This window comes from Streptomyces sp. NPDC003300 (genome assembly GCF_040610915.1).
GTDB lineage: Bacteria > Actinomycetota > Actinomycetes > Streptomycetales > Streptomycetaceae > Actinacidiphila.
Map to the genome: position 1 here is coordinate 1 of NZ_JBEXNE010000031.1, position 13,418 is coordinate 13,418.

A 13,418-nucleotide genomic window follows, 5' to 3' on the forward strand; every position below is an offset into this window, starting at 1 on the left:
TTCGCCGGGTTTTTCATTTTGTGCGGGGGGGGGGCGCGGGCCCGGGGGTCGCCCGCGCCTCCGTCGGGGCGCCCCCGCCCCACCCCCCCGGCGGCCCCCGCCGCTGTCGTGTCGGGACAATCCGTTACCACGTTCCATCGGCCGCTCATGGGTAATTCATAGGAATAGCGGAACCGATAGCCGGAATACCGGGAAAAGTGCTGGCCGCACGTCCTGTCGGCCCGTCAGGGACGAGGCCGCGACACGGTCACTCGTTGGGGTGATTTATCCGTCGGCCATGACCTGATTGGCCCTGAGCGCGTTGTCTCCGGTGCGGGCATGCGGCCCGTGAGGATTTCCGGAAGGCAGGAAAGCGTATGAACAGGGTTGCCCAGAAGGGACTCGTCACCGCCATGGTCGCCGGCGGTCTGTTGGCGGGCGCCGGGTATGCCCAGGCCGATTCGGCCGCCCAGGGTGACACCACCGGATCGCCCGGTGTCCTGTCGGGCAATTCGGTGGAAGTGCCCGTCTCCATTCCGGTGAATGTATGCGGAAATACGATCAATGTGATCGGTTTGCTGAATCCGGTGACGGGCAACGCCTGCGCCAACACCTCGGCTCCGGCCGCCACGCACTCCGCCCCCGGCGCCAGGCCAGGTCGGCACGCGGGCGCACCGGCCGATGAGCGCGTCGTCCCCGCCGGGACGAACTCGGGCTCGGGCGGCGGCGCACACGCGGCGGGCGGCACCCGCAACTCGCCCGGCCTGCTGTCGGGCAACAGCATCCGGCTGCCGATCGACGTGCCCGTCAACATCACCGGCAACAGCGTCAATGTCGTCGGGATCGGCAACCCCTCCACCGGCAACACCTCGACGAACGGCTCGACTCCGCCGGTCGTGAAGCCCACTCCGGTGCCGACCACCCCGCCCGCCCCGGCCCACACTCCGGTGCCCGCGCCGCCGAACGTCGAGGACCCCGCGGCCCCGACGCTGGCGCACACCGGTGCGGACGGCCTGCCGTACACGGCCGGTGGCAGCGCCGCCCTGCTGCTCGGCGGCGTCGTGCTCTACCGCCGTTTCCGGCCCGGCCGCGGCTGAACCGGCAGCGGTGCGACGTCCGGGGCCGCTTCCGGCGTCTTCGACGCCGCCGGGGCCTCCGGCGGCGGCGCGGCCTTGCCGTCCAGTGCCCGCTGGGCGTTGAAGTGGGCGCCGACCAGCAGGGCCAGGTTGGAGAACCACAGCCACACCAGGAAGACCACGGTGCCGGCCAGCGGGCCGTAGAGCCGGTTGTACGTGCCCGCGCGGGCGGTGTACGCGGCGAATCCGACCGAGGTCAGCAGCCACAGCAGGACGGCGAGGGCGCCGCCGGGGGCCATCGCGCGCAGGCCGCGGGTGCCGCGGGGACCTGAGCGGAAGAGCACCAGGACCAGCGCGGCGGCCAGCACCAGCAGCAAGGGCCAGCGCAACACCCGCCAGGCGGTGATCACGGGGGTGTTCATGTGCGGCAGCTCCCCTATCCGGTGGGCGACCTCGCCGCTGACCACCAGGCTGCTGGCGCTGCACACCAGCAGGACGAGCAGCGCCACCGAGGTGATCACGATGCGCGGGGCGGTGCGCCAGGCGGGGCGGTGGTCGGTCACCCGGTACATCGAGTGCAGGGCGCGCCGGAAGACGCTGGAGTAGCTGCACGCCGACCAGACGGCGCCCGCGCTGCCGATGATCACCAGGGAGAGGGTCGCGGACCGGTCGTCGGCCATGTCCTGGAGCGCGGAGGCGACGATCGGCCGGGACGCGGTCGGGAGCAGGGAGGTGACCTCGGAGGCCAGCTGATTCTCCGAGGCACCGCCCGCCAGGCCCAGCACCGACACGGTGACCAGCAGCGCGGGGAAGAGCGCGAGCACCGCGTAGTACGTGAGGGCCGCCGCCCGCTCCGTGGCGTCCTCCTCCCATGCCGCCCCTATGGCGCGGCCGAGGGCCCGGATGGCGCGGAAGGTCGCGACGGTCTTCGGCAGCCGTCTTCTGTCAGCCGGCCGCGTGCCGCGGACCGCGCTGTCCTCAGTGGTCAAAAGTGCCCCTCACAGCGTCGAGCGGTAGGCGACCTGTGGCCCGCAGTGACGTATGCCCGGTGCCGGTCCACCCATGTGCGCCTTTCCGGGTACTGCCCGCCGCGGGGTCGCGGCACCTATCGTCGGCAGCGAACAGTGGCCGAACGCTGGGCACACGACGAAGGGAAGGACCGGACATGGCACAGGAAGTCCGCGCAGTGATCGCACCGGGCAAGGGCGAGCCGGTACGGGTGGACACGGTGGTGGTGCCGGATCCGGGGCCGGGCGAGGCGGTGGTGCGGATCCAGGCGTGCGGGGTCTGCCACACCGACCTGCACTACCGGGAGGGCGCGATCAACGACGACTTCCCGTTCCTGCTCGGGCATGAGGCCGCCGGCGTGGTCGAGACCGTCGGCGACGGCGTCACCGAGGTCGCGCCGGGCGATTTCGTGATCCTCAACTGGCGGGCCGTGTGCGGCCGGTGCCGCGCGTGTCTGCGCGGGCGCCCCTGGTACTGCTTCGACACCCACAACGCGAAGCAGAAGATGACGCTCAAGGACGGCACGGAGCTGTCGCCCGCGCTGGGCATCGGCGCCTTCGCGGAGAAGACGCTGGTCGCGGCCGGGCAGTGCACGAAGGTCGACCCGGCGGTGTCGGCGTCGGTGGCCGGGCTGCTCGGCTGCGGGGTGATGGCCGGGATCGGCGCGGCGCTCAACACCGGGAACGTGGGCCGCGGCGACTCGGTCGCGGTCATCGGCTGCGGCGGCGTCGGCGACGCGGCCGTGGTGGGATCGCGGCTGGCCGGTGCGGCCAGGATCATCGCCGTCGACATCGACGACCGCAAGCTCGCCACGGCGTCCGCGATGGGCGCCACGCACACCGTCAACTCCCGCGACCGTGACGCCGTGGAGGCGATCCGCGAGCTGACCGGCGGGAACGGCGCCGACGTCGTGATCGACGCGGTCGGCCGCCCGGAGACGTACAAGCAGGCGTTCTACGCGCGCGATCTGGCCGGGACGGTGGTCCTGGTGGGGGTGCCGAGTCCGGAGATGACGCTGGAGCTGCCGCTGTTGGACGTGTTCGGCCGCGGCGGCGCGCTGAAGTCGTCGTGGTACGGCGACTGCCTGCCGTCGCGGGACTTCCCGATGCTGATCGACCTGCATCTCCAGGGGCGCCTGGACCTGGGCGCGTTCGTCACGGAGACCATCGCGCTGGACGAGGTGGAGGCGGCGTTCGCGCGGATGTCCGAGGGCGACGTATTGCGTTCGGTCGTGGTGCTGTAGCGGCTCTAAGGTGAAGGCGGGCGCATGCGCGATGAGGCGCATGCGCGCACCTGTACTGCGAAGACGTCATTTCGAGGAGCCTTCAATGGCGCTGCCGCAAGGCACGCTCAGCCACCGCTACCGCGGCGAACACCCCGTCCGTACCCTCCTCTACCTCTTCGAACCCGACCGTCGCCGGGTCGGGTTCGCCGTACTCGCCTTTTTCGCCAAGCACACCCCCGTCTGGCTGCTGCCGCTCATCACGGCCAACGTGGTCGACGTCGTCGTGCAGCACCGGCCGATATCGGTGCTGTGGTGGAACTCGGCCGTCCTGCTGGTGATCCTCAGCCTCAACCTCCCGCTGCACCTGGCGTACGTGCGCTGCATGCAGGGCTCGATCCGCAGGACCGGCACCCGGCTGCGCACGGCGATCTGCCAGCGGATGCAGCAGCTCTCCATCGGCTACCACTCCCGTGTCAGCGCCGGCGTGCTCCAGGCCAAGGTGATCAGGGACGTCGAGACCATCGAGACGGCGGCGCAGCAGACCGCCGACAACGGTCTGGCCGCGATCGCCACCCTGAGCGGCGGCCTGGTGGTGATCGGCGTCCAGGCGCCCGCCTTCCTGCCGGTCTATCTGATCGTGGTGCCCGCCTCCGCGATGCTGGTGGTGCGGCTGCGCCGCCGGTTGCGGCACGACAACGAGTCCTTCCGCCAGCAGGTGGAGCAACTGTCCTCGCGGGTCAGCGAGATGACGACCCTGATCCCCATCACCCGTGCGCACGGCCTGGAGAACACCGCGCTGCACCGGGTGGACCGCACGCTGGGCGAGGTGCTGCACGCGGGGCTGCGGCTCGACCGGCTCAACGGGTGGTTCGGCTCGCTGGCCTGGATCCTGCTCAACGCGATCGGTGTGGCCTGCCTGGCGGGCTCGGCGCTGGTCGCCTACTACGGCTGGCTGAACGTTTCGGCGGGCACCGTGGTGATGCTCAGCGCGTACTTCTCCAGCCTCACCGGGTCGGTGACCACGCTGCTGACGCTGACCCCGCAGATCGGCAAGGGCCTGGAGTCGGTCCGCTCGATCGGCGAGGTGCTCCAGGCGCCCGACCTGGAGCAGAACGACGGCAAGGCCGAAGTGAAGGGCGTGGTGGGGCACTTCGAGTTCCGCGGGGTCGGCCACACCTATCCCGAGAGCGACCGGCCCTCGCTGGTCGACTTCGATCTGGACGTGCGGCCGGGCGAGACGGTCGCCCTGGTGGGCGGTTCCGGCGCGGGCAAGTCGACCGTGCTCAATCTGGTGATCGGCTTCCTGCGGCCGACGCATGGGCGGATTCTGCTCGACGGCGTCGACATGGAGGATCTGGACCTGCGCGACTACCGGACCTGGCTGTCGGTGGTGCCGCAGGACTCGATCCTGTTCGAGGGCACCGTCCGCGACAACGTCACCTACGGCATGACCGATGTGCCGGAGGAGAGGGTCAGGGCGGCGCTGCGGGACGCCAACGCGCTGGAGTTCATCGACCGGATGACCCACGGTCTCGACACCGTCGTCGGTGAGCGGGGCGCCCGGCTCTCCGGCGGGCAGAAGCAGCGGCTGGCCATCGCCCGTGCGCTGATCCGCGACCCGCGCGTGCTGGTCCTGGACGAGGCGACGTCCGCGCTCGACTCCCGCTCGGAGGCGCTGGTCCAGCAGGCGCTGACCCGGCTGGTGCGCGGCCGTACGGTCTTCGTGGTGGCCCACCGGCTGTCCACGATCCGCAACGCCGACCGTATCGTCGTCCTGGACGAGGGCCGTATCGCGGAAGTCGGGCCGCACGCCGAGCTGGTGCGCGGCGGCGGCGCGTACGCGGGTCTCCAGGCCGCCCAACTGGCCTGAGCCGCCCGCGCGTCGAAGGGCCTGTCGTCCCTCACCCGACGGAGCGGAGCACGCGCTCCGGTGTCGCTCCGTCGGGTGGAGGGCGCGGCCGTCAGCCGTTCAGCGCACGGGCGACGATGGCCTGTGCCTCCTCCTGGACGGTGGCGAGGTGGTCGTCGCCGAGGAAGGACTCGGCGTAGACCTTGTAGACGTCCTCCGTCCCCGAGGGCCGCGCGGCGAACCAGGCGTTGTCGGTGCTGACCTTGATGCCGCCCAGGGCCGCGTTGTTGCCGGGGGCGTGGGTGAGCACGGAGGTGACGGGGTCTCCGGCGAGTTCGGCGGCGGGCACCTGCTTGGGCGAGAGCTCGGCGAGTACGGCCTTCTCCTCGCGGGTCGCGGGCGCGTCGATCCGCGCGTAGGAGGGGGCGCCGAAGCGCTCCGTGAGGTCCGCGTAGTGCTCGGACGGGGTGCGGCCGGTGACGGCGGTGATCTCGGCGGCCAGCAGTGCCAGCAGGATGCCGTCCTTGTCGGTGGTCCACACCGAGCCGTCGCGCCGCAGGAAGGACGCGCCCGCCGACTCCTCGCCGCCGAAGGCCAGCGTGCCGCCGAGCAGCCCGTCCACGAACCACTTGAAGCCGACCGGGACTTCGGTCAGCGGACGGCCGAGGTCGGCCACCACCTTGTCGATCATCGAGGACGACACCAGCGTCTTGCCGATCGCCAGGTCGGGCCGCCACTGCTCGCGGTGCCGCGACAGATAGGAGATGGCGACGGCCAGGTAGTGGTTGGGGTTCATCAGGCCGCCGTCGGGCGTGACGATGCCGTGCCGGTCGGCGTCCGCGTCGTTGCCGGTGGCGATGCGGTACTCGTCCTTGCGGGCGATCAGCGAAGCCATCGCGTACGGCGACGAGCAGTCCATCCGGATCTTGCCGTCCCAGTCGAGCGTCATGAAGCGCCAGGTGGGGTCGGCGACCGGGTTCACCACGGTCAGGTCGAGGCCGTGCCATTCGGCGATCCGGCCCCAGTACTGGACCGACGCGCCGCCCAGCGGGTCCGCGCCGATCGTGACGCCCTCGCGCCGTACGGTCTCCAGGTCGAGCACCGACGGCAGGTCGTCCACGTAGCGGCCGAGGAAGTCGTAGCGCCCGGTGGTGTCGGCGGCGAGCGCCCGGGTGTACGGGACGCGGCGCACGCCCTTGAGGCCGTCGGCGATCAGCTCGTTGGCCCGGTCCTGGATCCAGCCGGTGGCGTCGGAGGCGGCGGGGCCGCCGCTCGGCGGGTTGTACTTGAAGCCGCCGTCCGCGGGCGGGTTGTGCGAGGGGGTGACGACCACGCCGTCGGCGAGGTGGGTGGTACGGCCCCTGTTGTACGACAGGATCGCGTGCGAGACGGCCGGGGTGGGCGTCCAGCCGTCGCTCTCGTCGATCAGCACCGAGACCTCGTTGGCGGCGAAGACCTCGAGCGCGGTGACCCGCGCGGGCTCGGACAGCGCGTGCGTGTCGGCGCCGAGGAAGAGCGGTCCCGTGGTGCCCTGCGCGGTGCGGTAGTCGCAGATCGCCTGGCTGGTGGCGGCGATGTGGTCCTCGTTGAACGCGGTGTTCAGCGACGAGCCGCGGTGCCCCGAGGTGCCGAACGCCACCCGCTGGCCGGTCTCGCCGGGGTCCGGGTGCAGCGCGTAGTAGGCCGTGATCAGGCGGGGTACGTCCACCAGGTCGTCCGGCCGTGCCGGTGTTCCGGCGCGCTCGTGCGGCATCCGCGTCTCCTTCGCTGCGTCATCGGTCGGGCCTGCCCTGACCATTCTTACCCCCGATGCGCGCCGGTGATCAGCGGGCGCGGTCGCGGGTGGGCGGCGGGCACGGTCGCGGGTGCGCGGCGGGCACGGTTTTCACGGTTGCCGCGGCGCGGGGCCGCGACACTCACGCCTCGGCTCCCGGCGCTCTATGGTGACGGTCATGAGTAATCCGGAGCCGCCCGCCGAGGGTGTGCGGCTCTCCTCGGCGACCGGGCGTTGGGTGCTGGCCTGCTCGGTGCTCGGCTCGGGCATGGCGATGCTGGACGGCACCATCGTCAACATCGCGCTCCCCCGGATCGGGGAGGGCCTCGGCGCGACCCTGGCGGCGCTCCAGTGGACCGTCAACGGCTATCTGCTGACGCTCGCCGGGCTGATCCTGCTCGGCGGCGGCCTCGGTGACCGGTACGGGCGCAGGAAGGTCTTCGTCATCGGCGTCGTCTGGTTCGCGCTGGCGTCCGCGCTGTGCGGCGCGGCGCCCGACAGCGGCGTGCTGATCGCGGCGCGGGCGCTCCAGGGCGTGGGCGGGGCGCTGCTGACGCCCGGTTCGCTCGCCCTGGTGCAGTCCACGTACCGCCCGCAGGACCGCGCGAAGGCGGTCGGCGCCTGGTCGGGCCTCGGCGGCGTGGCGGGCGCGATCGGCCCGTTCCTCGGCGGCTATCTGGTGGACGGTCCCGGCTGGCGGTGGATCTTCCTGATCAATCTGCCGCTGGCGGCGGTCGTGGTGGCCATCGCCGTCCGGCACGTGCCGGAGAGCCGCGACCGTACGGCGAGCGGGAGCTTCGACATCCTGGGCGCGGTACTGGCCGCTCTCTGCCTCGCGGGCGTCACCTACGCGCTGATCAGTGCGTCCGGTCACCCCTCCCCCGTCGCGGTCGCCGTGCCCGCGGCGGCGGGTCTGGCGTGCGGCTGGGCCTTCCTGCGCACCGAGCGGCGCCGCCCGTCCCCGATGCTGCCGCTGTCGGTCTTCGCCTCGAAGCTGTTCACCTCGATGAATCTGGTGACGCTCTGTCTGTACGCGGCCATCGGCGGGGTGTTCTTCGTGCTGCCGGTGCAGCTCCAGATCGCCGCCGGGTACAGCGCGCTGCGCGCCGGTCTCGCGACGCTGCCGGTGACCGTCCTGATGCTGCTGCTGTCCGCGCCCGCGGGCGCGCTCGCCCAGCGGATCGGGCCGCGCTGGCCGCTGACGGTCGGTCCGCTGGTCACCGCGTGCGGCCTGCTGCTGCTCACCCGCGTGTCGCCGGACACCTCCTCGTACGTCGTCGACGTGCTGCCCGCCGTCGTCGTCCAGGGGCTCGGCATGTGCCTGTTCGTGGCGCCGCTGACCGCGACCGTGCTGGCCTCGGTGGAGGTCGACCACGCGGGGGTGGCCAGCGGGGTGAACAACGCGGCGGCCCGCGTGGCGCAACTGCTGATCGTCGCGGCCCTCCCCCTGGCCGTCGGCCTGTCCGACCACGCCTACCGGTCGCCGCACGCGGTGAACTCGGCGTTCGGGAAGGCGATGCTGATCTGTGCGGGCCTGTGCGCCGTCGCCGCGGTGCTGGCCGCGGTGCTGGTGCCGTCGGGTGCGCTGCGCGAGGACGGGGCGAAGGGGCCGCTCGCGCAGCCGGAGTGCGCGCCGCACTGCGGTGTGCTGGCGCCCCCGGTCGAGCCGGGCCGGCCCGAGCGGCCCGGACAGCCGGAGCAGCCCGCCTGAGAGGCGGGGGCAGCCGCGGGGGCAGTTCGTAAGGGCCGGAGGCCAGTCCGCCGGGGTCAGTCCGGCGGGGTCCGTTCGGTGAGGAGCAGTTCCAGGACGGGGAGCGCCGCGTCCAGCGTCGCGCGCTGCTCGTCGGTGAGCCACGCCATCCTCCGGGCGAGCAGTGCCGCCCGCTCGCGGCGGATGCGCTCCAGCAGGGCGCGTCCTTCCGGGGTGATGCTGACGAGCCAGGAGCGGCCGTCGGAGGGGTCGGCCTCCTTGCCGATCAGCCCGGCCTCCGACAGCGGCCTGACCGTACGGGTCAGGGAGGGGGCGGCGACCTGTTCGCGGGCGGCGAGTTCACCGAGCCGGATGGGGCCGAACTGCCCGATCCTGGCGAGCGCGGAGAGCTGCGCGTACGTCAGGTTGAGGTCGTCGGCGGACGCCTGGGCGAGCTGGCGGTAGAGCCGGGCCACGATCAGCGCGACCGCGGCCGGAGTGGCGCCCCCGCGCCCGTCGGTGTGGTCCATGGCGGGGGGCGCCTCCTCGGTCGGTTCGGTTACTCCTGCGGGGCGTGGGCCGCGCGGACGGCGCGGCTGCGGATCAGTGACGCGCCCGCCGCGACCAAGGACATCACGATGGCCAGGGCGAACACCACCACGAGGCCGTCGTGGAACGGCCCGGAAATCAGGTGCGGGAAGAATTCACGGCCGGTGAGCGTGTGCTGGTTGGCCGCCGGGAGCGTGCCGAGCAGGTCGGGGCCGAGCAGGTGCTGGATCGGGTTGTAGCCGAGGAAGGCCGCGAAGAGCGTGCCGACCGGCGGCAGATTGGCGATCTCGTGCGCGTTCGCCCCCGGCACGCCCTGGGCGACCAGGCCGCTGCTGAGAGTGCCGGGCAGCGAGCGGGCGAGTCCGGCGACCATGAGCGAGAAGAACACGCCGATGGAGAGCACCATGCCCGCGTTCTGGAAGGTGGCGCGCATGCCGGAGGCGGCGCCGCGGGCCTCGGCGGGCACGCTCGCCATGATGATCGAGGTGTTCGGCGCCGCGAACAGACCGCCGCCGACCCCGTTGAGGAAGATCAGGAACGCGAAGGCCAGATAGTTGAAGTCGGTGGGGAGCAGTAGCAGTCCCGCGAAGGACGCGGCCATCACGACGAATCCGGCGGCGGCGAAGAGCCTGGCGCCGTACCGGTCGGAGAAGTAGCCCGCGATGGGCCCGGAGACCAGGAAGCCGACGGTGAGCGGCAGCAGGAAGATACCGGCCCACAGCGGGGTGTCGACGTAGTCGTAGCCGTGCAGGGGCAGCCAGATGCCCTGGAGCCAGATGATCAGCATGAACTGGAGGCCGCCGCGGGCGATGGAGCCGAGCAGGGTGGCCGCGTTGCCGCCCGCGAAGGCCACGTTGCGGAACAGGCCGAGCGGGAACATCGGCTCGCGCACCTTGGCCTCGACGAGGCAGAAGACGGCGAGCATCGCGACGCCGCCGATCAGGCCCGCGAGTACCCAGGGGTTGGTCCAGCCCATGGTGTGGCCGCCGTAGGGCTGGATGCCGTAGGTGATGCCCGCGAGCAGCGCGGTCAGGCCGACGGCGAAGGTGACGTTGCCCCACCAGTCGACTCTGGCCTTGCGGCGGATGCCGGTCTCGTGGAGCGAGCGGTAGGCCCAGACGGTGCCGATCAGGCCGATCGGGACGTTGACCCAGAAGATCGAGCGCCAGTCCCACTCGGAGAGCAGGCCGCCGAGGACCAGGCCGATGAAGGATCCGGCGATGCCCGCGACCATGTTCACGCCGAGCGCCATGCCGCGCTGGCGGGCCGGGAAGGCGTCGGTGATGATCGCGGCCGAGTTGGCCATCAGCATCGAGCCGCCGACGGCCTGGGCGACGCGCCAGCCGATCAGCCAGAGCGCGCCGCCGCCGCCCTGCATCGGGTCCAGGGAGAGGATCACCGAGGTGACGGTGAAGATCAGGAAGCCGGAGTTGTAGATCTTGACCCGGCCGAGGATGTCCCCCAGCCGGCCGAGGGTGACCACGAGGACCGCCGTGACCAGCATGTATCCCATCAGCATCCAGAGCAGATAGCTGACGTTGCCGGGCTGGAGGGGGTCGAGGTGGATACCGGTGAAGATCGCGGGGAGCGAGATCAGCACGATCGAGGAGTTGATCGTGGCGATCAGCATGCCGAGCGTGGTGTTCGACAGTGCCACCCACTTGTAGCGCGGATGGTCGGCCGCTATGCGCGGTGGCCTCCGTTGTATTCGTGCCGCTGGCTCTTCGGCCGTCTTCTCGCTCGCCAACCCTCACACCCCACAGGTCGCGCAGGTACTTAACTTAGGTTAAGTAACTCTAACACCGAAGGGTGAACGGCCGACGCCGACGCCGACACCGACGCCGTCACCGCCTGCGCATCAGCAGCCCCCGCAGATACGCCGCCTGCCCGGCGTGCTGCAGGTCGTCGGAGACGACGCTGATCAGGCGTACACCCAGGGTCACCGGCGGATTCCAGCGCTTGTCCACGACGCGGTCGAGGTCGTCGTCGGTCAGCTCCCGCACATGGCGGACGGTGTTCTCGTATACGGCGTCGTGGTAGCCGGTGAGCAGGTCGGCGGAGCTCACCCGGACGGCGGCGACGTCGTCCGGACCGTCGCCGTAGCCGATCGCCCCGGCGGGGAAGGGCAGGTCGAAGCGGGCGTCCCAGCCCTGCGCGGTCCACGCCTGCTCGGTGCCCGCGACCTCGGCGACATGGTCGTCCTGGACGCGGGTCAGGTGCCAGATCAGCCAGCCGACGCTGTTGGCGCCCTCGTCCACGCGGAAGGCCAGCTCTTCGGGGGTGAGGCCGTCCACGGCGTCGTGGACCACTTCCTGGATCCGGCCGAAGGCGTCGGCCAGCAGTTCCGTGCTGTTCATCGGGGCTCCTCGTGAAGGATCGACAGCGGGCCACCGATGACAAGCGGCGGCGCCCACTACTCCTTCCCGCCCCGCGCACATACTCCGCAATATCTCCGCACCGCAGATTTTTTACGTATCCACGTCGATTGTTTGCGAGGAGCCCGTAAGATCACTGCGATACAGCGCACCGGTCCCGGGCGGGTGACATCGTCCCCGCCCGGGACCGGTCGATTCGCCTGTCCGCTCAGCTAGCGCTCAGCGGACGCGCGGGTCACGAAGGCAGCGTCCACTGCTGGTTCGCGCCGCCCGCGCAGGTCCAGATCTGGAGCCGGGTGCCGTTGGCGGAGCTGGGCCCGGTCGCGTCCAGGCACTTGCCCGAGCCGGTGTTGACCAGGGTGCTGCCGCTGCGGGTCCACTTCTGGGCGGCCGTGCCGTTGCAGTCGTAGAGCTGCACCTGGCTGCCGTTGGCGGTGCCCGCCGCGGCCACGTCCATGCACTTGCCGAGGGCCTGGAGCGAGTTGTCGCTGCCGACCGTCCAGTTCTGCGCGGTGGTGCCGTTGCAGTCGTAGAGCTGGACCGCCGCGCCGTTGGCGCTGCTCGCGGAGGCCACGTCCACGCACTTGTTGGCGTAACCGGACCGGATCGGCCCGGTGGCGCCGCCGGTGGGCGGCGGAGTGGTGCCGCCGCCGGTGATGGCGTTGAAGATGCTGGAGAACTGGTACTGCGACTGGGGTGTGCCGCTGCACGAGTCCGACAACTGGCCGTTGGTGGCACATGCCTTGTCACGGCCGAGCGACCAGAAGGACAGCTCCTGGATGCCGTTGTTCTTCGCGAAGGTCTCCAGCGACTGCGCGTTGGCGGTCGAGAAGACCTCGTTGGTCGAGTCGTTCACCCCGATCATGGGGGTGTTGCCCTCCATCGCCCAGAGCTGCGCGGAGGTCTTGGTGTTCCAGATGGCGCCGAGCTGGCTGTGCAGCGCGGTGGCCGCGCTGATGGCCGCCTGGCCCATGTCCATCGACGGCCCGTAGTCCATCGTCATGATGTTGACGAGGTTGACGTTGAGGCCGTTGCTCTTGGCGTTGTTCAGCAGGCTGAGCGAGTTGGACTCCAGGCCCGTGGGGTTGACCGGGAGCGTGTAGTCGATGTCGAGCTTCTTGCCGGCCGCCGCGTACTCCTGCTGGAGCTGCGCGAGGGCCTGGTTGCGCCGGTCGTTGGCGGTGGTGTTGTTGAGCGCGCCGCCCTCGATGTCGAAGTCGAGGCGGGTCAGGTTGAGTCCGTCGATCACGCGCTTGTACTGAGTCTTGAGCGCGGCGACCGACGTACAGGAGATGCCGATCTCGGTGCCGCCCGCGCCGCCGAAGGAGGCGATGACATCGCCGCCGCCGGACCGCAGGGTGTTGATGGCCGACGTCCAGCTCGCGTCGGTGACCGAGGTACTGCCGTTGAAGGTGGCGTTGCAGCCGCCGCCGTCGATGACGAACGCGAGGGTGAAGTACTTCAGCCCGGTGGCGTTCTTCACCGCCGCCAGCGCCGACGGGGAGTTCCAGACCTCGGCGTAGGGCGCCGCGTACTGCGCGGGGAAGCCGGGGCCCGGATTGGCCGCGGCCTGCGCCGGAGCGCCCGCGGCCAGCAGCAGTCCCGCCGCGAGTGCGGGGACGGCGGCGAGTGCGGTCAGCGCCTTGAGCCGAATGCGCGGTCTGTTCATGGGGGGAGACCTTCCGGTAGCGGACAGCCGGACCCGCGCACCCGGATCGGTTCTGATCCGTGAACGGCGGACTCCGACATGACTGAGGGCGCATCGGCGAAGGTAGGACTAGACCAATGCCACGTCAAGCCCTCACGTTCACCAACTGAAGACAACCGCACGCCTTTTGCTCTCCAACCCCGCCCGCGAACGCATGCGGGAGGTGCCCGCGTTCGAGAGCCGAA

The 13,418-nt window shown here is 71.1% G+C and carries 10 protein-coding genes; 4 read left to right on the forward strand and 6 right to left on the reverse strand.

Annotated elements, in window-relative coordinates; all coding sequences use genetic code 11:
* Positions 1–356 precede the first annotated feature (356 nt).
* Positions 357–1,076 (forward strand): chaplin, encoded by a 720-nt coding sequence (locus ABZX65_RS31400; RefSeq protein ID WP_355347660.1) that lies wholly within the window; start codon positions 357–359, stop codon positions 1,074–1,076.
* On the opposite strand, the gene ABZX65_RS31405 is transcribed toward ABZX65_RS31400, so the two are convergent.
* Complete coding sequence (locus ABZX65_RS31405) at positions 1,046–2,044, reverse strand: YihY/virulence factor BrkB family protein (protein ID WP_355347663.1); 999 nt, start codon at positions 2,042–2,044, stop codon at positions 1,046–1,048. The genes ABZX65_RS31400 and ABZX65_RS31405 overlap by 31 nt on opposite strands.
* Positions 2,045–2,220: 176 nt before the next feature.
* Here ABZX65_RS31405 and ABZX65_RS31410 point away from each other — a divergent pair, with 176 nt between their 5' ends.
* Together ABZX65_RS31410 and ABZX65_RS31415 are read left to right on the forward strand one after the other, a co-directional pair.
* Positions 2,221–3,306, forward strand: coding sequence for an S-(hydroxymethyl)mycothiol dehydrogenase (locus tag ABZX65_RS31410; RefSeq protein WP_355347666.1), 1,086 nt, complete (start codon positions 2,221–2,223; stop codon positions 3,304–3,306).
* An 85-nt stretch (positions 3,307–3,391) separates the two neighbouring features.
* Positions 3,392–5,158 carry an ABC transporter ATP-binding protein gene (locus ABZX65_RS31415; RefSeq protein WP_355347669.1) on the forward strand — a complete coding sequence of 589 codons (1,767 nt, stop codon included), beginning with the start codon at positions 3,392–3,394 and terminating at the stop codon, positions 5,156–5,158.
* A 91-nt stretch (positions 5,159–5,249) separates the two neighbouring features.
* On the opposite strand, the gene pgm is transcribed toward ABZX65_RS31415, so the two are convergent.
* Complete coding sequence (gene pgm, locus ABZX65_RS31420; protein ID WP_355347672.1) at positions 5,250–6,890, reverse strand: phosphoglucomutase (alpha-D-glucose-1,6-bisphosphate-dependent); 1,641 nt, start codon at positions 6,888–6,890, stop codon at positions 5,250–5,252.
* Between the two features lie 199 nt (positions 6,891–7,089).
* On the opposite strand from pgm, the gene ABZX65_RS31425 reads away from it, so the two are divergent.
* A complete protein-coding gene (locus tag ABZX65_RS31425; protein WP_355347675.1) occupies positions 7,090–8,622 on the forward strand; it encodes an MFS transporter in 1,533 nt (510 codons plus the stop codon).
* Between the two features lie 56 nt (positions 8,623–8,678).
* Here the strand turns inward: ABZX65_RS31425 and ABZX65_RS31430 are convergent, their stop codons facing one another.
* The 4 genes from ABZX65_RS31430 to ABZX65_RS31445 all read right to left on the reverse strand — a co-directional run bounded on the left by ABZX65_RS31430 (position 8,679) and on the right by ABZX65_RS31445 (position 13,194).
* A complete protein-coding gene (locus tag ABZX65_RS31430) occupies positions 8,679–9,131 on the reverse strand; it encodes a MarR family transcriptional regulator (RefSeq protein ID WP_355347678.1) in 453 nt (150 codons plus the stop codon).
* Positions 9,132–9,160: 29 nt separating this feature from the next.
* Positions 9,161–10,858: an MFS transporter gene (locus tag ABZX65_RS31435; RefSeq protein ID WP_355347802.1), complete on the reverse strand. Its 1,698-nt coding sequence runs from the start codon at positions 10,856–10,858 to the stop codon at positions 9,161–9,163.
* Between the two features lie 136 nt (positions 10,859–10,994).
* Positions 10,995–11,507 (reverse strand): DUF664 domain-containing protein, encoded by a 513-nt coding sequence (locus tag ABZX65_RS31440; protein ID WP_355347681.1) that lies wholly within the window; start codon positions 11,505–11,507, stop codon positions 10,995–10,997.
* A 253-nt stretch (positions 11,508–11,760) separates the two neighbouring features.
* Complete coding sequence (locus ABZX65_RS31445; protein ID WP_355347684.1) at positions 11,761–13,194, reverse strand: ricin-type beta-trefoil lectin domain protein; 1,434 nt, start codon at positions 13,192–13,194, stop codon at positions 11,761–11,763.
* Positions 13,195–13,418 lie beyond the last annotated feature (224 nt).

Excerpts from the sequence above, each read along its gene's own strand:
- ABZX65_RS31400 (WP_355347660.1), top strand. The coding sequence starts at position 357 with ATGAACAGGGTTGCCCAGAAGGGACTCGTCACCGCCATGGTCGCCGGC.
- ABZX65_RS31410 (WP_355347666.1), top strand. The coding sequence starts at position 2,221 with ATGGCACAGGAAGTCCGCGCAGTGATCGCACCGGGCAAGGGCGAGCCG.
- ABZX65_RS31415 (WP_355347669.1), top strand. The coding sequence starts at position 3,392 with ATGGCGCTGCCGCAAGGCACGCTCAGCCACCGCTACCGCGGCGAACAC.
- pgm (WP_355347672.1), bottom strand. The coding sequence starts at position 6,890 with ATGCCGCACGAGCGCGCCGGAACACCGGCACGGCCGGACGACCTGGTG.
- ABZX65_RS31425 (WP_355347675.1), top strand. The coding sequence starts at position 7,090 with ATGAGTAATCCGGAGCCGCCCGCCGAGGGTGTGCGGCTCTCCTCGGCG.
- ABZX65_RS31430 (WP_355347678.1), bottom strand. The coding sequence starts at position 9,131 with ATGGACCACACCGACGGGCGCGGGGGCGCCACTCCGGCCGCGGTCGCG.
- ABZX65_RS31440 (WP_355347681.1), bottom strand. The coding sequence starts at position 11,507 with ATGAACAGCACGGAACTGCTGGCCGACGCCTTCGGCCGGATCCAGGAA.
- ABZX65_RS31445 (WP_355347684.1), bottom strand. The coding sequence starts at position 13,194 with ATGAACAGACCGCGCATTCGGCTCAAGGCGCTGACCGCACTCGCCGCC.